The organism is Halomarina halobia (genome assembly GCF_029338575.1).
Classification (GTDB): domain Archaea; phylum Halobacteriota; class Halobacteria; order Halobacteriales; family Haloarculaceae; genus Halomarina; species Halomarina halobia.
This window is the reverse complement of record NZ_CP119994.1, coordinates 68,505-88,409: the sequence shown is the minus strand read 5'-3', so window position 1 is coordinate 88,409 and position 19,905 is coordinate 68,505. Positions and strand designations below refer to the sequence as shown.

Here is a 19,905-nt window from a genome sequence, read left to right as displayed (position 1 = left end):
GCGATGCTACAGGTAGCCCAGATCCTGAAGTCGCTCCTGGGTCTCCTCGGCGGTCGCCGTCCGATCGGACTCGACGCCCGCCTCGGCGACGACCCGCTTTCGCTCCTCGCCCTCGACGACGAGCCACGGCACCTTCACGAGGTGCTCGGTGTAGACGCCCTCCGGGTGGCCGTACATCCGCATCGGGACCGGGCAGGGCGCGGGTCGCTCGCCGAGCAGGTTGCCGTGGTCGGACGTGACGACGGTCGTCCCCGGAAGGTCGTCGAGCAGCGTCTCGACGGGCGAGAGCGCGATCTCCAGGTTCTCGCGGTAGGCCCGCCAGACCGTCTCCGCGTCGATGGCCCCCCGCTTGAGCATGTCCCAAACGTGCTCGTAGTCCTGCTGGGCGTCCGCGCCGTCGGCCAGTCGCTTCGAGAGTTCCATCCCGGCCTGCTTCCCGATGAGGTCGCGGCCGGTCGGGCCGATGAAGGGGTAGTGGGGCTGGACGAAGTGGGCGACGATTCGCTTGTCGGGGTACGCCTCGGCCGCCTTCCTCGTCTCCTCGGCCATCACCTCCGGGTGGACCGTGTTCAGCTCCTCGTCCCAGTGATCCCGCCAGACCGAGACGACCGCGTGGAACGTGTTCGGTGGGAGCCGAACGTCGATCTGCGGGTTCGCCGTCACGTAGACGGTGTCGTCGAACCGCCGACCCTCGAAGTTCTCGCGGAGGAACTCGGGCGTGTTCGACCCGCGCGAGACGCGCGACTCGAGTCGCCCCTGGATCGTGTTCAGCTCCGCGAACATGTCGTAGCGGCAGGCGTCGAGGATGATCAGGTTGTCCCAGTCCTCGGCCATGACGTCGACTCCCTCGTGATCGGAGACGTACTCGAAGTACGGCTTCACGAGGGTCTTTTCGACCACGAACTGGCCGACGACGCGTCGCCACCAGTTGGGATCGTTCCAGTTCTTCCGAACGCTGTTGAGATACACTTCCAGATCCATGTCGTAGATCACTCGTCGTCCGCGTAGCGCAGGTGTTCCGCGAGAGCGTAGGCCATCCACGCCTCGCACCAGCGCATCAGGGTGAACCGCTTCGTGTAGAAGCGCCGCCTCTGGTAGTAGAACCGTCCGTCTCCCGCGTAGAGGTTCCCGAGCACCCAGTCGACGATGCGCCGGGCGAACTCGCGGTCGCCGGCCATCGAGAACACGATGATGCCCTGGGTCGCGGCGTGGATGTCCTTCGGGAACCGCGAGTCCTCGTCCCAGTTGGGCGCGCCGTCCGGGTCGAACAGCGTGTTCCGGTAGAACTCGAGCGCGCGCTCGATGGTCTCCTCGTGGCGGTCGCTGCCGGTTACCTCGCGGTAGCGCAGGAACCCCTCGATGATGAACCCGTTGTGGTGGTTGTCCATCGAGAGGTGCGAGGCGGAGGGCGGGTCGCGGTAGGTCCATCCGCCGATCGGCTGTTGCTTCGTCGCGAGGTAGTCGAGCAGCTTCGTCGAGCGCTCGAGCAGCTCCTCGTCCCCGAAGTGGTCGTAGAGGTCGACGAGCATCCGGGCGGCGATAGCGCCGCAGTTGAGGGTGTAGAACTCGCCCGTGTACTCGGGCTGGTACTTGATTCGCGCGCCGCCCTCGAGCTCGCGGTACTCCAGTTCGTCGTAGACGAAGTTCGTCGCCGTGCGCGCGACGTCGGCGTACCGCTCCTCGCCGGTCGACTCGGCCGCCCGGAGGAGCGCCTTCACCGCGTAGGAGGTCGGGATGGCGTTCGGAACGTACGCCCCGCGGCGCTCGTCGAGCAGTTGCATCTCGTGGGTGTGCCCGCCGCAGAAGCCGCTGTAGCCCTCCGCGGCGTTCTCGATGAGCCAGTCGGCCAGCGCCCGCGCCTCCGCGCGGTACAGTTCGTCGCCCGTGAGGTCGTAGGCCGTGTCGTTCGCCATCGAGAACAGCGCCGTCCCCTTGAAGTTCTGGCGCTTCTCGACGAGGAACAGCGGGCGCAGGTTGACCGGCGCGCGCTTGATGCCCTCCTGGACGGCGATGTTGAGCCACTTGTTGTCGACGGGCGCGGCCCGCAGCAGTCGGCTGCTCATGCCGTCGAAGTAGTCCCATCCGGTGTAGTCGCGCTCGCGAGCGTATCGGAGCGTGTCCTCGAGCAGGCCCGTCAGGAAGTCCCCCTCGACCGGTCTCGCGGCGGAGAGACGACCGGCGTCGCTCGGCTCCGAGCTGGTTCTGCCTGTGGTCATCGCGGTTTCGTCCCTCGTTCAGTTCCCCGAGCACAAAGTTAGGTCACTGCTACGCCCCCGACTCGCCCGACCGGACGACGATCCGTTCTAGAACGAGAGACAGGTACCGTCGCCCGGCGCGTCCGAGCGTGTAGCACAGCCACGCCCGGTTCCAGCGCCTGTACGGCGTGTTATCGCGCAGGAGCCGGTCGCGACGGCGGTAGGAATCGCCTTCGTCGTCGTGGAGGTCGTCGACCGTCCACGCGAATCCCTCGCTCGCCCGTTCGATGCTGTCCGGCGATCCGTCCCTGACGAACGTCCGGACGGCCTGTGCCGAGGCGTGGACGTCCCGCGGGGACGGGGCGTCGTGCTCGAACCTCGGCGTGCCGTCGAGTTCAGGTACAGTCGTCGATGATGGCGTCCGTGATGTCGACGACCTCGGCGTGGACCTCGCGCGCCCTGGCGAGGTCCGGTTCGATGTCCCCACCGCTGAGGCCGGTGAGGTAGTCGACGATGTCCGCCACGTCGCGCGAGTGGAACACGCGCCCCTCCTTCACGAGCCGCTGATCGACCGAGAGCATCGTGTGCGGGAAGAAGGACACCGCGGGCTTGCCCATCGAGGCCGCCTCGCGGGCCATGGTGCCCGAGCCGGTGAGCACGCACTGGGCGTGCCACGCCAGCTGGAGGCCCTGGAGGGGCTGCTCGGGGGCGTACACCCGGTCGTCGGGGTATTCGGCGGCGTACGCGCGGTCGCGCGGCCGCCGGGGCAGGTAGACGACGTTGAACCCGGCGTCGACCGCCCGGTCGAGCAGGCTCGGGACGAGCGACTCCTCGATGTCGATGTAGGCCGCGCCCATCGCCTCGGGTCGGACGACGATGAACTCCTCGAAGGGGAGCCTGTCGGTGAAGTCGTCGTCGGGCTCGAAGTAGGCGACGCAGACCTCCTCCTTGTAGCCGTCGTAGGTGTGGACGGTCTCGGGGGCCGCGCCGTAGTCCGTGAGTTCGGCCGTCTTGAACGCCGCCGGGACGACGTGGTGGGTCGCCATCGCCCGGAAGTAGTTGAACGCCTCCTCGACGAACGGCGCGTCCTGGTAGTAGGTGATGTCGTTGTCGGTGTAGTGGATCGAGGGGATGCCGTGGACCTTGGAGGCGAGCACGCACATGGCGTTGCGCGCCGACAGCGAGACGTCGGCGTCCGGGGCCTTGAACGACAGCTGGATAGTCCGCAGGGGAACGCCGAACGTTCGGGCGAGCTCGTTGTCGAAGTCCCTGCCGACGACCGAGAAGTCGAAGCCCGCCTCGCGCGCCAGCGGGACCGTCTCGGTCTTCTCCCTGGCCGTCACGACCGTTGGCAGGTCGAGGCCGTCGGCGATGGCCTTGAAGAAGACCGGGTGCGACGGGCTGGCGAGGTCGATCCAGACCGTCGGCTGGGCGAGGGTGCTTCGCATGGGGGCTTTCATAGAGTGAGTACGTCGAAGTCGGCGTCACGCCACGCGTTCTCGTCCATCAGCCCCTTCGTGTCGACGAGGAGGCGACCGCGCATCCGATCGGCCGCCTCGGTCGGGGAGAGGTCGCGGTACTCGTCGTGGTCGGTCGTGACGACGATCGCGTCCGCACCGTCGAGCGCCGTTTCCAGCGAGACGAGTCCCATCGAACCGTCGTCGTCGGAGACGTGCGGATCGTGCAGGCGCATCTCGACGCCCATGTGCTCGCCGCCGTCGGCGACCGCGGGCTGCTCCTGCTCGGTCGCCCGGAGCATCCGCGCGAGGCGGAGGCCGGGGCTGTTGCGCGCGTCGTCGACGTTCCCCTTGTAGGCGACGCCGAGGATGGCGAGCCGCTTGCCGTCGAGGTCGCCGAAGTAGTGGGTGACGAGATCGGCGACGTACCCCGCCATGCTGTCGTTCACGCGACGGGCGTTTCGGATGAGGTCGACGGAGTCGGAGCCGTGGGCCAGAAACAGGGGATCGACGGGGAGGCAGTGGCCGCCGACGCCCGGTCCCGGCTGGAGGATGTCGACGCGGGCGTGGCGGTTCGCCAGCCCGATCGCCTCGCGGGTGTCGATGCCGTAGTCGCGGGCGATCTTCGCGAGTTCGTTGGCGAAGCCGATGTTCGTGTCGCGGTAGGCGTTCTGGACGAGCTTCACGAACTCGGCGGTGGTCGCGTCGGGAGCGCGGTGGACCGTCCCGTCGATGCAGGGCTCGTAGAGGCGCGCGGCGGCCTCCGTGGAGGTCGCGTCGACGCCGCCGACGAACCGGTCGTTGGCCCGGAGTTCGTAGAGGATGTTCCCCGGCAGGACCGTCTCGGGGCTGTGTGCGAGGTGGAAGTCCTCGCCGGCGCGCAGCCCCGAATCCCCCTCCAGCGCCTCGAGGACCGGCCCCTCGGTCGTTCCCGGCGGGACGGTCGACTCTACGATCACGGTGTCACCCTCCCGGAGGACGCCCGCGATGCCCCCGGCCGCGCTCAGGACGTAGGCGAGGTCCGCGCGCTCGGCCTCCGCGTCGAGCGGCGTCGGGACGCAGACGAGGTGGTACGACGCCGGGACGACCTCGTTCGAGAGCGTGAGCCGTCCGTCCTCGATCACCTCGGCGATGTACTCGCGGAGTTCCGCCTCGCCGGTCCGTACCTCACCGCGGGAGAGGCGGTCGATGACCGCCTCGTCCACGTCGTAGCCCGCGACGTCGTGACCGTTGTGCGCGAGCAGCGCCGCGGTCGGGAGGCCGACGTAGCCGAGGCCGTGGACGCAGATCGTCGACATCAGTGCCGTCCTCCCGCCGCCGATCGCTCGGCCGCGCTCCGTACTACCCCACGAGTAGATCGAGTCGCGTCAGCGAAAGCCCGCTGCGCGATACAGCCTCCTAGTGCCATCATGCTGGATTCGCTATCGGAAAACGGACAGCCAATCCCTTTGTTATGAGTCGCCTGTCGGAAACCGTACCCGTCGAATGTTGGGAGTAGGTACTCTGTGTCGATCGATTTGCGCACCAGGGGGTCGCGACGGATCGCGGTAGCGACCCGCGGACGTGGCCGATCGAAGGCGCCGGCCGACGGGTCCGCGAGGCGCGTTATGCGGATCGTAACAGGCCCTCCGGAGGGGGCCGACCGCCTCGCGCCGACCCCGGAAGCGGACGACGGGAGAGGGGCACCCCGCGGCGGTGCTCGACCGACGACGATCCCCGCTTCCGGCGCTGGTGGGTCTGGAACGCGGAGAGACCGACCACCGGTCTCGTCGACCGATCGGTGTCGCTCGTCGCCGCCGCGAGAAGGAGTGATCCGAGCGGCGTTCAGTTCGCGCGCTCGCCGCGATCGTCGAAGCGGATGTTCGCGGTGCCGTCCACCTCGAAGGTGGTCAGGTCGCCCGAGAAGCGGTAGGCGTCCGCGCCGCCGCCGACGGTCCCGGAGACGACGCCACCCTCGACGCGGTCGTCGGCGTTGACCGAACCGATCTCGCCGTACTTCTCGACCGTCCCGGAGGTCTCGAAGCGGTAGGTGCTCTCCTCGCCCTTGCCCTCGACGACGACGAGGTTCGGCAGGGGATCGCCCCCGAACTGGTCGGGGGTGACCTCGGACCCGTTCACGCGAACCGACGCCTCGCCGTCGACGTCGAGGCTGGTCACGCTCCCGGAGAAGCGGTACCTGTCGACGCCGCCGGAGACGGCGCCCTCGGCGCTCCCGCCGGAGATGTTGTCCTCGCTGTCGACCGTCCCGTCGGGCGCGGGCGCGATGGCCCCGTCGACGGTGAAGCTGTAGGAGGCGACCGCCTCGTCGTCGCTCCCGATCACTTCGATGGTGTTGGAGGGGAGCACGTCCTCGGGCGTGACCGCCTCGCCGTCGAGGTAGACGTCGGCGTCGCCGTCGAGCGTGAAGCCCGTCACGCCGCCGGTGAACCGGTAGCTGTCGGAGCCGCCGGTGACGGCACCGGTGGCCGTGCTCTTCGTGAGGTTGTCCTCCTCGTTGATGAGGCCGTCCGCGTCGTTGGCCTCGAGCGAGCCCGAGACGCTGAACTCGTACGACGCGTGGTCCCCCGTTCCGCGGATTGCGAGGACGCTCGCGCGGTCCTTCTTCGCCGCCTTCCCCGCTGCGTCAGTCGCCTCGGCCTCGTCTTCCCGCTCGTCCTCGGCGTCCGACGCTTCCTTCGCCGTCGACTCCTCGCCGGCCGACGTGGCGTCGACGTCGCCCTCGACCTCCGCTCCGTCGGCGTCGGTGGCGTTCGTCTCGTTGCCACCTTCGGCCGCCCGATTGTCGGTCGATCCGTCCGCTGACGGCTGCTTCCGACCGCCGCTCTTCCGCCACTCGGCGTTGGGAGCGGGACAGGAGTCCTTGCTCGTGATGTTGTTCGTCGAGACGCGCGACCCGTTGAAGACGGTCGCCCGACCGGGCACCTTGACGTTGGTGTTGACGACCTTACTCCCCGAGGAGTTGTCGAGCACGATACCGTCCGTGTTGCCGGTCATGTGGATGCAGGAGTCCCTGATGACCGATCCCGGACGCGAGTCGAGCCAGATAGCGCCCCGGCGGGGGCTCCCCGACCCGGTGATCGAGACGTTCTCGATGGTGATGTTCGCCTCGTCCGGCGTCTTGTGCCCGCGGTTCGAGAAGCGGCTGCCGGGTTTCCACGCCCGGATGGCGGGCATGTTGACGTCGCAACGGATGCGGGTGTCCTTGATCGTCACGTCGCCGTCGGAGGAGTTGATGGAGATCGCGCCCTGACTGCCCCCGGGCATGGACTTGACGATGACGTCGCAGTTGTAGACCCCGCCGCCGGTCTTGCCGTGCTGCGCGCTGGCGAAGTAGATGCCGATCGTACCGCCGGGATTGCCGACGTTCTTCGGGTGAGCGTCGTCGAAGTCGACGACGACGGTCGAGTCCCTGATGGACGATCCCGCACCCATGCGGATGGCGGCCATGTCGTTGTTCTTGAAGAAGCAGTTCTCGAAGTTCGTCGAACCCTCGTGCTTCCCGGTGTAGAGGCCGCCGTCGCCCGCCGCGTTCTCGATGTGGCAGTCGCGGAACGTGATCGTCCCCATGTGACCGCTGTAGACGCCACCCGCGCCGTCGTTGGCCCCGTGGCCGATAAACACCGAGGGCCCGGTCTGGACGAAGCCCGTGATGAGGGCCTCGCCGTCGGGGTCGGTGATCTTCGGCAGCAGGGAGGGACGGTCGTCGCCCCGCGAGTTCATGCCGATGAACTCCACGTCGTGGACCTGGAGACCGTCTTCGAGCTGGAAGGCGTTCCCGATGTCGCCGCCGTTCCTGCTCATCGTCTGGTCGAACGTGACGTTCTCGAGGAGGATGTCGCGTCCGCCCCGTACGGTCAGGAAGAACGCCTCCTGCCCGTTGGACGTTCGGAACTGCACGTCGCCCTTGCTGTCGCCGAGGCCGCGGACGCCGAAGCGGCGCAGACCGTTCTGTGCGTTGTCGCCGTCGAAGACGTAGGTACCCTCGGGGAACTCGATGAGCGTGCCATTCTGCATCGCCCCGTAGAACGCGTCGTCGATCGGCCGATTACCGTTCGGGTCCATGCCGAGGTCGTCGACGGCGTTCACCACCCGATCGAAGGTGATGCCGTGACGCTCGGTCGCCGCCGCCGCCGTGGCGCTTCCGACCGCGACCGTGGCCGCGGCGGCCGCCCCGATCTTCAGGTACTGACGGCGGTTAAGCAGGCGTTTATCCTCGTCGTCTAGTATCGAATCTGTCGACGCTTCCGGATGGTCATCCGGTTCGCGTGCCGAATCGTGTGCCATGCATCTCGTAGCTTCATGCTTAAGCTAATAAGTGTTTTGTGTCTTACATAAGTATGCCCACATGACTATCACTGTCCATTACCAGAAAGCGGTTGACTATCAGATAGCCACACCGGTCCGGTAACGGTCAGATTAACTGCCGAAATGGCGCTCTCTGAGCCGTCTAGCGGTTGTTGCGGGAAGACCATCACAATCTATCGACATACCCGAAACCCCGTACGTGCAAATTACCGACCACGAACTGTCACGTTACTTTATTATTTCTCGTCGGACGAGTGTCACCGATACGGATCGATCGATCGTCCGTCGTTCGACCGGGGGCGGCATCGCCGCGGAATAGCTTCGAGGACGGAGGAAATCGGGGATGACCGGTCCGGATAGAGGAACTTATAAGTAACCACGACGGGATGAAATTGACGATGCGGTGTACGTAACCCGGTCGACGGTGACCGTCATAGCGCGCTGGTAGAGTTGATCGAGAGACAGTACCTCGATACGTCATTCGTAACAATACTGATATCGGCCGTCTACACCTCACATGTACACACTTTCGCAATTGAAACGTGCACTCGACACCCCCACGCTCTTCGCCGAGGAAGTGAACCGGGTAGCACACCGACGATTCAAGCGATGGTCGTATAACGAGCGCGGCGTCGACATATTCGCCGAGGACTGGGACAACCTGGTCATTCTCGACGCCTGCCGCTACGACATGTTCGCGGAGCAGCACTACCTGCCGGGGCGCCTCGAATCGCGCATCTCCCGCGGCTCAGCGACGTGGGAGTTCCTGGAGGGGAACTTCGCGAACCGGGTGCTCGAGGACACGGTGTACGTCACGGCCAGTCCGATGCTCCACCGGAACGAGGACGCCCTCAACACGCGGTTGCACGCCGTCATGAACGTCTGGCAGGAGAACGGATGGGACGAACGGTACCGCACCGTCCTGCCCGAGACGACGACCGAGTACGCCATGCGGGCCGCCGAGCGGTACCCCAACAAGCGGATCATCGTCCACTACCTCCAGCCGCACTACCCGTTTCTCGGACCGACCGGCCAGGAGCACTTCCCGCTCGACACACTCGCGCTCTGGGGCGAACTCAAGGAGGGCACCCTGGACATCCCCGAGGAGATCCTCTGGCGCGCGTTCCGCGAGAACCTCGACATCGTCCTGCCACACGTAGAGGAGCTGATGGAGGTGTTCGAGGGGCGCACCGTCGTCACGAGCGATCACGGCCAGGTGATCGGCGAGCGGTGTTACCCCATTCCGGTCCGCGAGTACGGCCACCCCATCGGGATCTACATGGACGAACTCGTGCGCGTACCGTGGCTCGTCTACGACGACGGCGAGCGCCGCACCATCACGAGCGAAGCGGCCGGGGAGACCGAGGAGGACATCGACTACGGCGTCGTCGCCGAGCGACTCGAACAGCTCGGCTACAAATAAATCGCCTCGGAGGTCAAGTGGTTCGAGAGAGCGTTGCTCTCTCGTCATCACGAGACGGCTTCGCCCTCTCGCTCGACCCGACGAACCCAGCCCGCTTCCGATAGGGGACTTCGGGCGGATCCCCGTTCTACGCCGCGTCGGCGGCGTCCACGAAACGTACGCGCCACTCGCGTCCAGCGTTCATCGATCTCTCTCGCGAACGCGGGGCGCGCGTTCGCACGGTGTACGCGCTCGCGGACAGCCACGGCCTGCCGCCTCTCTGTTATTCACGCGTGTGAGAGGCGCGAGTGTACGCGGGGCACGCACCGAGACGTGCGGGGGAGTCACGCAGGGCGTCGGGGCCCGGGAGGCACTCGACGCCCCCCAGTTCGACGGAGACGGAGGGTCGCAGAACAGTGCTCCGGCACGGTCGCGCTCGGGACGGAAGACGCGGGGGGTTGCGAGTCGGGAGAGGCGGAGCGAAGTCGGGGTTCGGACCGGCTAGAAGAGGAACCCGCCGTCGTCGTCGTCCGACGAGTTCGTACCGCCGGTGTCGTTTCCGCCGGCGTCGCCGCCACCGCCGTCGGTAGTGTTGTTGTCGCCGCCACCACCACCGCCACCACCGCCGCCACCACCGCCGCCGATGGTCGTGTTGTCACCGCCGCCGGTATCGCCGCCGGTGTCGTTGGTGTCCGCGCCGCCACCGCCGCCGAAGTCGCCGCCGGTCGGCCCCTCGTCGTCGCCGGTGTCGTTGGTGTCCGCGCCATCGTCGGCGTCGCCGCCACCGCCGTCGCCGAAGTTACCGCTCGTCGGCCCGCTGTCGTTGGTACCGTTGTCGGCACCACCGCCGGCGCCGAAGTTACCGCTCGACGGCCCCTCACCGCCGTCGGATCCGTTGGGCGTCGGCGGCCCGCCGACGAAGGTCCCGTCGTCGCGGTCGGTCATGTTCACGCCGCCGGGCGCGGCACTGTCACCGACGCCCTCGACGTAGTACACCTGCATCCCGTTGCTCGACTGGATGCGGCTCACGCCCGGCGAGGACTCGATGCTCTCGAACCCCGACTCGTTGTATCGTAAGCCCTTGTACGCCCCCGTCTCTAACTTCCTGTTGTAGTCGTGGACGACGAGGTAGTACGGCTGATTGTGATACTCCCTGAGACTTCCGTTCACCAGCCACTCGTTCGTGGGCGACGCGAGCGTCGAGATGGAGACCTGTTCGGCGTCGGCGAACCGGTCCGGCCCCTTGCGGATGCCGGCGAACTGTACGTCGGCCGCCCGGTGGTCGAACGCCATGTCGTGGCCGGTCATCATCTGGTCGGAGACGTGCTGGGTGGGTTTGTAGATGTACGGCGAGGGGAAGATCACCAGCGTCGAGAGCAGCAGCGCGACGAGCACCCCGGCCACCGCGAGCGTCTTCAGGATTCCGGAGCTCCGTCCTCCGCGCGTCGCGGTGTAGATAGCGTGGAGCGTGATCGCCCCGAGGATCGTCACGATGACCATCCCGAACCCGAAGTGACGGAAGAAGTACGACGAGATGCTGCCGACGAACTGGAGGAGGAAGAACGGGGTGAGCGTCAGTCCGCTGTAGGCGAAGTAGGTGACGGCGGCGTTACGCTCGGGATTGCGCTCGCCCAGGCGGCCGGAGAGCGCCACGAGCACCAGCACCGCCGCCAGAGCCGCGAACACGGCGTGTACGAGGAACAGCTTCGCGAACAGCTCCGGAAGGCTCGCGCCGATGCCGCTGATGGAGTCGGTCTGTTCCGTGACGGCCTGCCCGCCCCCGCTCCCGAAGCCGCTCGGACCGAAGCCGAAGAACCCGACGACCGACGTGGCGAGGTTCCCGAGGAACGTGTACACCTTCGGCTGCCGGAGGATCCAGATGGCGAAGAAGGCGAACCCCGCGAGCGTCGGCGCGAGCGCCGAGCGGGCCTCGCTGATGACGCTGCCGCTCGGCAGCCAGCGGTACATCCGCTGGACGACGACGATGGTGACGAAGAAGATGAGCACGTTCAGCGCCACCTGTGGGTGAAAGAGGATCGACGTCATGATCGCGAGGATGAGTATCAGGCCGGTCGCCGAGGTCGCGTTCCGAAGTCCGGAACCGCGCTTCGCGTCCGCGAGGTACTTGAAGAGCAGGAACAACACGAGCGGGAACAGGAAGGTCGTCAGCGTGTAGGGGTGAAAGTCGATGAACGTCGAGATGTTGGTGATCGGGAGGAGGAACGCGGCCGAGAAGGTCCCGATGACCGTCGCCATCCGGTCGCCGATGAGCCCACGAATCGACAGCGGGATGAACACCAGGTAGATGACGACGCAGAGGAGGATGACGAGGATCATCGACCGCGAGACCGTCATCCCGCTCATGGCGCTCAGGGTGCTGGCGAACGCGTGGCTCCCGGGGTAGACGAGCAGGAGCACGCTCTGGGTCCCGTCCGCGATCCCGCGCGCCCACCCGAGGTGCGTCAGCGCGTCGGCGATGCCGTAGCCGCGGTAGCTCCGGATGAGCGGCAGCGCGACGATCGTCGCCATCGCGGACACGACGAGCGCGAGCGCGGCCGGGACCAGCCAGCCCCGATCCTCCGACCCGCCCCAGACCGACACGCCGACCGCGACGAGGAACGCCACGGCGAGGCCGACCCAGACGGTGGCGGGCGTCGCCCCGTAGATAGAGAGTTCGTAGTTACTCGCGGGGGCCTCGCGGGCCCGGAGGATAGCGTACGCGAGCGCGAGAAAGCCGACGGTCAGCGCCGCCTTGGCGGCGCGCTGCCCGCGACCGTCGTCAACTAGCATCGCTCCTCGGGCCGGGTGGAGTTCGGCCCGTCAGTCCCTCTAACATCAGTCATCGATTCATACGTGTTCGGTGGGGCTTTGTTACGGTGGTATTACCGTCAGTAGTCGGTCGTTCCCGTCGGTTGCACCGTCAGTTGCGCTCGGTGTTGGCCATCAGGTGGGAGTTGAGTTCGACGTCGTACGCGAGCGCCAGGACGAGAAAGAGCGTTCCGAGGAGGAACACGAGCGTCGAGAGCAGACCGCGCACGAACACCCCCTGTGCCGCCGTCGCGGCGGTGTACGCGCCGCCGAACAGACCGATGAGCATGGCGACGAACGCCAACACGTAGCAGAAGACGACCGGGTGGAAGTCGAGTAAGAGGTACTTGAACTTGATCCGCTCGCGGAAGTTCCGGAAGAGCAACAGCGACACGTGAGGGATGAACGAGCGGTAGCGTATCGTGCTCTGTTCCTCGCCGTATATCGCCGAGTGGGAGACGTCCGCCACGCGCAGGTCCTTGAGGTTGCACTTCGCGAGGATGTCGTTGAGGAACCCGTAGTCGTCGTACAGTTCGTCGACGGGGATGCGTTCGAGCGCCCGGCTCGAGATGGCGGTGTAGCCGTTCTGCGAGTCCGATACCGACCAGTACCCGGTCGAGGCCTTGGTCAGGAACGTCAACACGACGTTCCCGAACAGGCGGAACCGGGACATCCCCTTCCAGGACTGGCGACTCGACAGGCGGTTGCCCTTGACGTAGTCGGCGCGGCCCTCGACGATGGGATCGAGCATGCGGTCCAGGACCGACGGATCCATCTGTCCGTCGCCGTCCATCACCGCGACGAGATCGATACCGTCCTCGAGCGCCTTGCGGTAGCCGAACTTGACGCTCCCGCCGCGACCGAGGTTCCGCTCGTTTCGAAAGGGGAGGACGACCGCCTGGTGGCCGCCGTCGGCGAGCACCTGTTCGACCTCGCGCTGGCGGTTCATGGCGGTGGCGTGGGACTGAATCTCCTCCCAGGTGCCGTCCGTCGAGCCGTCGTCGATGACGTATACCCGGTCGACGAAGCCGGGTATGGTGTCGATGACGCGGCCGACGAGGCCCTGTTCGTTGTACGCGGGGACGATGACGCCGACGGAGTGGTTCCGGTACATATCACCGCACCCCGCCGGTTCGGGGTCGTCGCTGCCCGGGCAGCCGCGTCATCGGCCCCCCCGGATCCGACGGCAGTTGCACGTACGGACCGCGCAGTGGCGACTTGTCCTCGCGTTCGTCGATGATCTCGGTACGTACATTTGTTAACGGTCGATGCACCGGCGAGCGCCAGCGCACTCAATTATGAAAGAAATGTAGTCTGTCGGGCTTTGTTATGATCCACCTTCGCTTCGAGAACGCTTCAAGGGGAAGAATTCAGGGAGTGCCAAACCGGTAAGGACTACCTCAGAACGGTGAAGAAAGTGATTGAAAAGATACAATTACGCGCGCATCGTTACCTGCCCGGCGACCGCCGGAGGGATCCTGAGCGCGCCCCTGAGGGGTGATGAACGATAAAAACCGTTCATCAGTCGTCGAGGGTGTACGTTCGGCGGTGGGGCCGCGGGAGGCCCGGTGCGCCGTCGTAGAGCCACAGGACGAACGCGAAGCCGAGCAGCGCCACCTCGAAGGCGACGTAGGCCTGTCCCTCGGGGCTGGACGCGAGTTCGACGGTCCGGGAAAGGAAATACGTGAGGTTCTCGAGGAACCCGGTCCCCGAGTCGTTGACGTGCGTGACGAGCGGCCAGAGCAGCACCTCGAAGTTCACCGGCTCGCCGTAGACGATCGGATGGACGGCGTCCATCGGCGGGTGCAGCGCGTAGGCGACCGCGAAGCCGAACCCGACCATCGTGTAGCCGCGCCGCCGTGCGAGCAGCACGACGACGACGCTCAGGACGACGACGGTGAACACCGAGTGTGCGAGCGAGATGCCGCTCGACAGGACGCCGAACTCCCACGCGAGCGGCTTGTCGACGAGGTCCGGAAACTGCGATCCGAGGGCGACGGCGGCCAGCGTCGCCGCGTCCGGCGACCGCCGCCACAGCAGGTGACAGAGCAGCGATACCGCGATGTAGCCGACGGCGAAGTGTTCCCAGGGCCACATCTCAGTGCGTCCCCGGCCCGAGCAAGGCCGCGGAACCGTTAGCCCCGCCACCGCCACCGCCGCCCCCGTTCGACGGCTGGGGGCTCTGCACTTCGATGAAGACGGTCTCGTTCGCGTTGTCGCGGGTCGGGTTCTCCGGAACGCCGTCCTTATACAGGAGGTAGGCGATCTGGACGCGTTCGCCGCCGAACTGCGAGCTGACGACGTGACGCTGCTGCCACGACTCCCCCGCCCCGACTGTCTGGCTGAAGCGGTCGAGTTCCGTGGACTGTGTCACCTCGCCGTTCCCGTCGAGCGCCCGCTGCTGGATGACGACGGTGTAGTCGACGGTTCGGTTCTCGTTGTTAACGACGAGGAAGGAGAGTTCCGCGGAGTCGCCGGGGGACATGTCGGTCGGATACCCGGCGTAGACGAGGTAGCCGTCGTCGGTTTCGGAGCCGACGCTGAACTCCGTGTAGTGGGTTCCGTCCTTCGGCGCGGCGAGTCCGACGGCGAACGCGCCCGCGGCGAGGAGAACGGACGCCGCGAGGGCGATCGAGAGGGCCGTATCGAGGCTCGACCCGTCGGTCGCGTCGCCGACCGCCGCCGCCCAGGCACCGACGGGGAGACCGTAGCGTTCCTCGGGGGCGATGCGCAGGCGACGGAGCGTCGCCACGAGGGACAGGACGGCGACCAGCACGGTGATGACGACCGCGGCGGTGGTGGCGGTCATCGGACCGGGGTCGGCGGCGACGACGAGGCCGAGCATGGGCATCAACACGACGCTGAGCCCGAACGAGAGGCCGAGGCGCTCGACGTTGTCGATGCCGGCCTGCGAGCGCGCCGAGAGCCGATCGAGCAGCGAGCCGCGGGCGCGCGAGTGCTGCTTCCGGCCCCGCTTGGGGGGAGCGCGACGCGGGAACGCCGCCGCCGTCAGTGCGTATCCGGGCAGGAACAGCATGACCGGTAAGGTGAAGATGATCCGCAGCGGGTTCGGGTTCCCCGAACCGGCGAAGACGCCGCTGACGACGAGGAAGTCGACGACGCCGAGATAGGCGAGAGCCAGGACGAGATCCAGCGGAACGGGGCCCGCCGAACGCGCGTTCCGACGGCTCATGACCGCCCCTCCCCGTCGACAGCGAGGAGACGTCTCGACACCAGGGTGACCTGCATGGTCTTGGATCGAGGGAGGCGACGTCCGGGCATTGTTATACGGCTATTACCGTGAGAGGAGGTCGCAGGGCGAAATCCGGGCGTTAGAACTGGACGTACTGATCTTCCCACTCCCGGCGCTGCTGGAGCGCCTCGACGCCGTCGTCGGAGACGACGTAGTAGTTGGTACGGCGGTCGATCTGTCCCTTCTCGACGAGACCACGGTTGACGAGCACGTCGAGGTTAGGATAGAGCCGGCCATGCGTGATTTCTCGACCGGTGTGTGCTTCCAACTCCTCTTTGACTGACTGCCCCGACGCACGATCTAGCCCCGCAATGACGTATAGCAGATCGCGTTGGAACCCGGTCAGGTCGAATATCTGCATGACACCTGAACTCATCGGATAATCGATTTTGTTAGTTGCTATGTAACCAGTCAGAACACTGAACTCCGGGCTCGGTCGCGCCGGGAATCGCCACCAAGCGCCTGCGGGTCTGACACGTAACGCGGCGGACAGACCGGAAACCGACGAGAGGAGTCACGGTTCATGAATGCCGTTAGTGCAAGATAGCCACACGGTAACAAAGATAGCGTGTGTAGGAGTAATGTTCATGTTGATGTTGGTATCGTCACGGGTGCTCGGAGTCTGCGGTGATCCGGGCGGAAACCCCTTGCAGAGCCGCTGGCATCGCGATATTGCGCCCAACATAGATGCAACAGGACCAGTTAATGTCTAAGGAATCGACAGAATTAGCGCTCGACGACGCGTTCAACATCCTCAGTAACTCACGTCGTCGATACATACTCTACTACCTGTACACCCGGGACGAACCGGCGACGATCGAGGAGCTCGCGAGTCAGATCGCCGCCTGGGAGAACGACATTCCCGTGGACGACCTCGACGATACCGCCCGGCGGCGCGTCTACGTCTCGCTCTACCAGACGCACCTGCCGAAACTCGACGACTTCGGGATCGCCGTCTACGATCGCGACGAGGGGACCGTCCGGCTGACCGAGAAGGCCGAGGAGATCGTTCGGTACCTACCGGTCGAGAGGCGCGAGACGCCACAGTTCACCTGGTACTACGTCGTGCTGACCGCCGGCGCGGTGATCGCGCTGCTCGGAACGGCGTTCGGTCTCCCGCCGTTCGCCGTCGTTCCGGGCACGCTCATCGCCCTAGCGTTCGCCATCGCGCTCCTCGCGCTCGTCGTCTACCAGTACGCGCTCACGCGTCGCTCGGAGGACGACGACCTCATGAAGCTCGAAGACCTCGAGTGAGGCCTCCGCACCGCTGTTCGACGAACGTCGGACGGGTCGACCGCCGCGCTATCGCATCGAGGTGATGTCGACGACCCACTCCTCCGTCGCCGAGACCCAACTGGTGATTATCTCCTCGTCCGTCGCCCCGCGCGGGTAGAACGTGTAGAGGTCAGGGGTGTCCTCGTACGGCTCGACGGTGTACTCGAGATCGAACTGCGGCCACGCGAACAGCGAGCCCTCCGCCTGCTCGGGTTCGCGCGTCTGCGGCGTGTCGATGTTCTTACTCATAGTGTCCCCCGAGGGGTGTTTCGAGTGTCGCCTGACGGAGGTATAGTTACACGCGAGTTAACCAGCGACCGGCCGAACACGCGTAATTGAAGGCGTCGATCGCCGCATGAAGATCCTGCCGGCACCGACGGGACAGTGAAAAACAGTCAGTTATCAGAGGTGAGCGTCGCTGCCGACGATTCGGTGAGCGGGGAGAGCGTGACCCGACCGTCGCTGTGTGCCTCGACCTGATAGCCGTCGTACTCGAAGGCGACGTAGCCCGGCACCGAGTTCGGCACCGAGAACATCTCGTCGAGCGCATCCGGATCGACGACGTCGTGCAGCGGCGGGTCGAGTCGGATCGGGTCGACCTGCTTCTCCGCGGCGATCGCCTCGACGATTGCTGTACTGAGCGCGGTCTCGTGAACTCGCCCGTCACCCCTAACCATCACTGTACTACCGTCGGACAGAACACGTATAAGCGTGACTATCGACCGCGCTAGTGAGTGACAGTCGTGCGTCGTCGTGCCGGCCCCGGCCGACCCACCGACGGCGGACGGGGGATCGCCCGACGCGCGGCGCTCGATCGCCCGCGGACGGGACTCAGAGTTCGTAGCGGGCGATCGACGCGCTCCCGCAGCGCGAACAGCGGTCGTCGTCCGCGTCGATCGTGGTGCCACACCGTCGACACTCGTAAAGCAGAGCGGGCGCGTTTCCGAACCGACGCACAAGCGTGTCGAGTAGACTCACGTGGGTTCTCACGGGTCACAGCTCATGAAGTCAGGGTATTACTACGTGTCGGATCGCCGCTCGTCGGCGTGGCTCGGCCGGGAGCACGGTACGAAACGAGTGCGCGTGGGAACGGACGAGGGGTGGGATATGGCTGGCAGTGACGATGGCACGTGGGCCCCCGACGTCCGTATCGGCCCATGCGGCTCGACACCCCCCGATGGGAGGGGCGCACGCGTAGATAGCCGTCTCACGGGCTTAGTTATCAGCCTTCTAAACACTCGGAGACCCGGTAAGGTCGGGGTTACGAGCGCGTTAGCGGTCCCTACTGTCCGGAGAAAAACGCGTCACCATGGCGTGATCGGTGACCCTACGCGGTCCGGAACTCGGTATCGCCGACCGCGGAGCGTGGCGCGGCGCTTCTCGTACTCGCGGTGCCAGTGGTCGAGTTCGGAAGCCGGCCAAAACACGCCGGTCGAAGTGACGGCGATGTTTTCGACCCCGAGATCCACGCCGAGAACCGTTCCGCTCTCGCATAGTTCGGAGGCGTCCACGTCAGCCTTTGTTCTGACGTGAAGGTAGAACTCGTCCGTGGTTTCGCGGTAGTGAAGCGTTGCACCCGTCGTCTCGTAGTCGTCGGAAAAGAGGTACGACGAGTGGGGCGTGTCGCGGGCTTCGTCGGGCAACACGTACTCGGCGGTGATGCGTCGACCGATGGTCGAAAGCGAAGCGTGATCGTCGTGAAACGTCGCGCTCCGCTTGTCGTATTCGAGGAACGGCGACGTGAAGTGCGGGAGATTCGCTTTCTTCCCGCGCTTCCACGTCGAAACGACCGATTTCAGCGCCTCCGCCGCGCGGCTTCGAGCCGCTTGGACGAGGTTCGCGTGAAGGTCCGTCTCGCGGCGAACGTCGTCATAGGTGCGGCTGTTGAGCTTGCCCTTGTTCGTTTCGACGTAACCATCGTCGTTTTGAGCGTGCTGAACGACGTAGTTCGCGGCCCATCGGAACTGTTGAATCGTCTCGTGAAGAAGGTCGGCGTCACGCTCGGTCACGTCGAGTTTGACCGGGACGGTTCGCCGGACCTCCATACATCATGCGAAACGCCAATGTTTATAAAATTAATATACAACCGAGAGTCGGCTCGGCTGTAGACGGCGGTAGTAGAGTCAATCGAACGCGCTTCCACCCACGACTTTAGTCGTGGGTTTCCGCGCTGAGGTCCGTATGACGACGATAACAAAGGTCCGTTCTCGCCGGGGGACTGTATGGACATCCAGACGGTCCACGCGAAGAGCGACGCCATCCTCGACGAAGTGTCGCGGGCGGTCATCGCCGATCGAGCGGTCCTGCGCACGGTGTTGACCGGCTTCCTGGCGCAGGGGCACGTGCTGCTCGAGGACGTACCGGGGACGGGAAAGACGCTCACCGCGCGCTCGATCGCGACGGCGCTCGGCCTGTCGTTCTCGCGGATCCAGTTCACCCCCGACCTCCTGCCGTCGGACGTGACGGGGACGCACGTCTTCGACGAGCGGACCCGCGAGTTCGAGTTCCAGCGGGGGCCGATCTTCGCCAACATCGTCCTCGCCGACGAGATCAACCGCGCATCGCCGAAGACCCAGTCCGCGCTTCTCGAGGCCATGGAGGAGGGGCAGGTGACCGTCGACGGGACGACCTACGAGTTACCAGACCCGTTCTTCGTCGTCGCGACGGCCAACCCCGTCGAGCAGGAGGGCACCTTTCCCCTCCCCGAGGCGCAGAAGGACCGGTTCATCGTCAAGTCGAGCCTCGGCTACCCCGACGAGGAGGGGGAACTGGAGATCCTCGACCGCCGTGCCGAGCGCACGAACCGGATCCCGACCGTCGAGGCGGTCTGCACGGAGGCCGACGCCGCGGCGCTCCGCGAAGCGGTCGAGTCGGTCCACGTCGAGCGCGACGTCCGCCGCTACGTCGTTCGCCTCTGTCGGGCGACCCGCGAGGACGCCCGCGTCAGGACGGGCGTCTCCCCGCGCGCCACCCAGCGCCTCTTCGAGGTCAGTCGGGCGCTCGCGGCCGTCGAGGGCCGAACGTACGTCACCCCCGACGATGTCAAGGCCGTCGCGCCGGCCGTCCTCGCCCACCGACTGGTGCTCACCGCCGACGCCCGCGTGGGGAACGTCGAGAAGCGGACGATCGTGGGGGAGCTCCTCGATTCCGTCGAGGTACCCACGGTGTCGTACGCGTCGCGCCCCTCGGTTCGGTAGGGTCGAGCGCATC

General features: G+C 66.0%; 15 protein-coding genes and 1 pseudogene. 3 read left to right on the top strand and 13 right to left on the bottom strand.

Annotated features, from left to right (window positions below):
* Positions 1–6: 6 nt before the first annotated feature.
* From P1K31_RS21225 to P1K31_RS21205, 5 genes are all read right to left on the bottom strand, one after another.
* Positions 7–981 carry a hypothetical protein gene (locus tag P1K31_RS21225; protein ID WP_276306769.1) on the bottom strand — a complete coding sequence of 325 codons (975 nt, stop codon included), beginning with the start codon at positions 979–981 and terminating at the stop codon, positions 7–9.
* Positions 982–989: 8 nt separating this feature from the next.
* Entirely contained in the window at positions 990–2,216 is a 1,227-nt protein-coding gene (locus tag P1K31_RS21220; RefSeq protein ID WP_276306768.1) for a glycoside hydrolase family protein, read from the bottom strand.
* A 374-nt stretch (positions 2,217–2,590) separates the two neighbouring features.
* Positions 2,591–3,655 (bottom strand): DUF354 domain-containing protein, encoded by a 1,065-nt coding sequence (locus tag P1K31_RS21215; RefSeq protein ID WP_276306767.1) that lies wholly within the window; start codon positions 3,653–3,655, stop codon positions 2,591–2,593.
* Positions 3,652–4,950 carry a nucleotide sugar dehydrogenase gene (locus tag P1K31_RS21210; RefSeq protein WP_276306766.1) on the bottom strand — a complete coding sequence of 433 codons (1,299 nt, stop codon included), beginning with the start codon at positions 4,948–4,950 and terminating at the stop codon, positions 3,652–3,654. The genes P1K31_RS21215 and P1K31_RS21210 overlap by 4 nt, the downstream gene beginning before the upstream one ends.
* Before the next feature lie 526 nt (positions 4,951–5,476).
* Positions 5,477–7,936 (bottom strand): hypothetical protein, encoded by a 2,460-nt coding sequence (locus P1K31_RS21205; protein ID WP_276306765.1) that lies wholly within the window; start codon positions 7,934–7,936, stop codon positions 5,477–5,479.
* A gap of 538 nt (positions 7,937–8,474) precedes the next feature.
* Here P1K31_RS21205 and P1K31_RS21200 point away from each other — a divergent pair.
* A complete protein-coding gene (locus tag P1K31_RS21200; protein ID WP_276306764.1) occupies positions 8,475–9,380 on the top strand; it encodes a hypothetical protein in 906 nt (301 codons plus the stop codon).
* A 480-nt stretch (positions 9,381–9,860) separates the two neighbouring features.
* On the opposite strand, the gene P1K31_RS21195 is transcribed toward P1K31_RS21200, so the two are convergent.
* The 5 genes from P1K31_RS21195 to P1K31_RS21175 all read right to left on the bottom strand — a co-directional run bounded on the left by P1K31_RS21195 (position 9,861) and on the right by P1K31_RS21175 (position 15,775).
* Positions 9,861–12,149: a hypothetical protein gene (locus tag P1K31_RS21195; RefSeq protein WP_276306763.1), complete on the bottom strand. Its 2,289-nt coding sequence runs from the start codon at positions 12,147–12,149 to the stop codon at positions 9,861–9,863.
* 130 nt (positions 12,150–12,279) lie between these two features.
* Positions 12,280–13,281: a glycosyltransferase family 2 protein gene (locus P1K31_RS21190; RefSeq protein ID WP_276306762.1), complete on the bottom strand. Its 1,002-nt coding sequence runs from the start codon at positions 13,279–13,281 to the stop codon at positions 12,280–12,282.
* A gap of 407 nt (positions 13,282–13,688) precedes the next feature.
* Positions 13,689–14,264, bottom strand: a complete 576-nt coding sequence (locus P1K31_RS21185; protein WP_276306761.1) for a metal-dependent hydrolase — start codon at positions 14,262–14,264, stop codon at positions 13,689–13,691.
* 1 nt (position 14,265) lies between these two features.
* Positions 14,266–15,360, bottom strand: coding sequence for a DUF1616 domain-containing protein (locus P1K31_RS21180; RefSeq protein WP_276306760.1), 1,095 nt, complete (start codon positions 15,358–15,360; stop codon positions 14,266–14,268).
* A gap of 139 nt (positions 15,361–15,499) precedes the next feature.
* Positions 15,500–15,775 (bottom strand): PadR family transcriptional regulator, encoded by a 276-nt coding sequence (locus tag P1K31_RS21175; RefSeq protein WP_276306843.1) that lies wholly within the window; start codon positions 15,773–15,775, stop codon positions 15,500–15,502.
* A gap of 350 nt (positions 15,776–16,125) precedes the next feature.
* Between P1K31_RS21175 and P1K31_RS21170 the strand changes: the two genes are divergently transcribed.
* Positions 16,126–16,674: a DUF7344 domain-containing protein gene (locus P1K31_RS21170; protein ID WP_276306759.1), complete on the top strand. Its 549-nt coding sequence runs from the start codon at positions 16,126–16,128 to the stop codon at positions 16,672–16,674.
* Between the two features lie 48 nt (positions 16,675–16,722).
* Here the strand turns inward: P1K31_RS21170 and P1K31_RS21165 are convergent, their stop codons facing one another.
* From P1K31_RS21165 to P1K31_RS21155, 3 genes and pseudogenes are all read right to left on the bottom strand, one after another.
* Positions 16,723–16,944 (bottom strand): DUF7511 domain-containing protein, encoded by a 222-nt coding sequence (locus tag P1K31_RS21165; RefSeq protein WP_276306758.1) that lies wholly within the window; start codon positions 16,942–16,944, stop codon positions 16,723–16,725.
* Between the two features lie 146 nt (positions 16,945–17,090).
* A complete protein-coding gene (locus tag P1K31_RS21160) occupies positions 17,091–17,372 on the bottom strand; it encodes a HalOD1 output domain-containing protein (RefSeq protein WP_276306757.1) in 282 nt (93 codons plus the stop codon).
* A gap of 681 nt (positions 17,373–18,053) precedes the next feature.
* A pseudogene (locus P1K31_RS21155) lies at positions 18,054–18,740 on the bottom strand (nuclease/transposase family protein); the annotation flags it as partial.
* A gap of 177 nt (positions 18,741–18,917) precedes the next feature.
* Here P1K31_RS21155 and P1K31_RS21150 point away from each other — a divergent pair.
* A complete protein-coding gene (locus P1K31_RS21150; RefSeq protein ID WP_276306756.1) occupies positions 18,918–19,892 on the top strand; it encodes an AAA family ATPase in 975 nt (324 codons plus the stop codon).
* Positions 19,893–19,905: the final 13 nt, after the last annotated feature.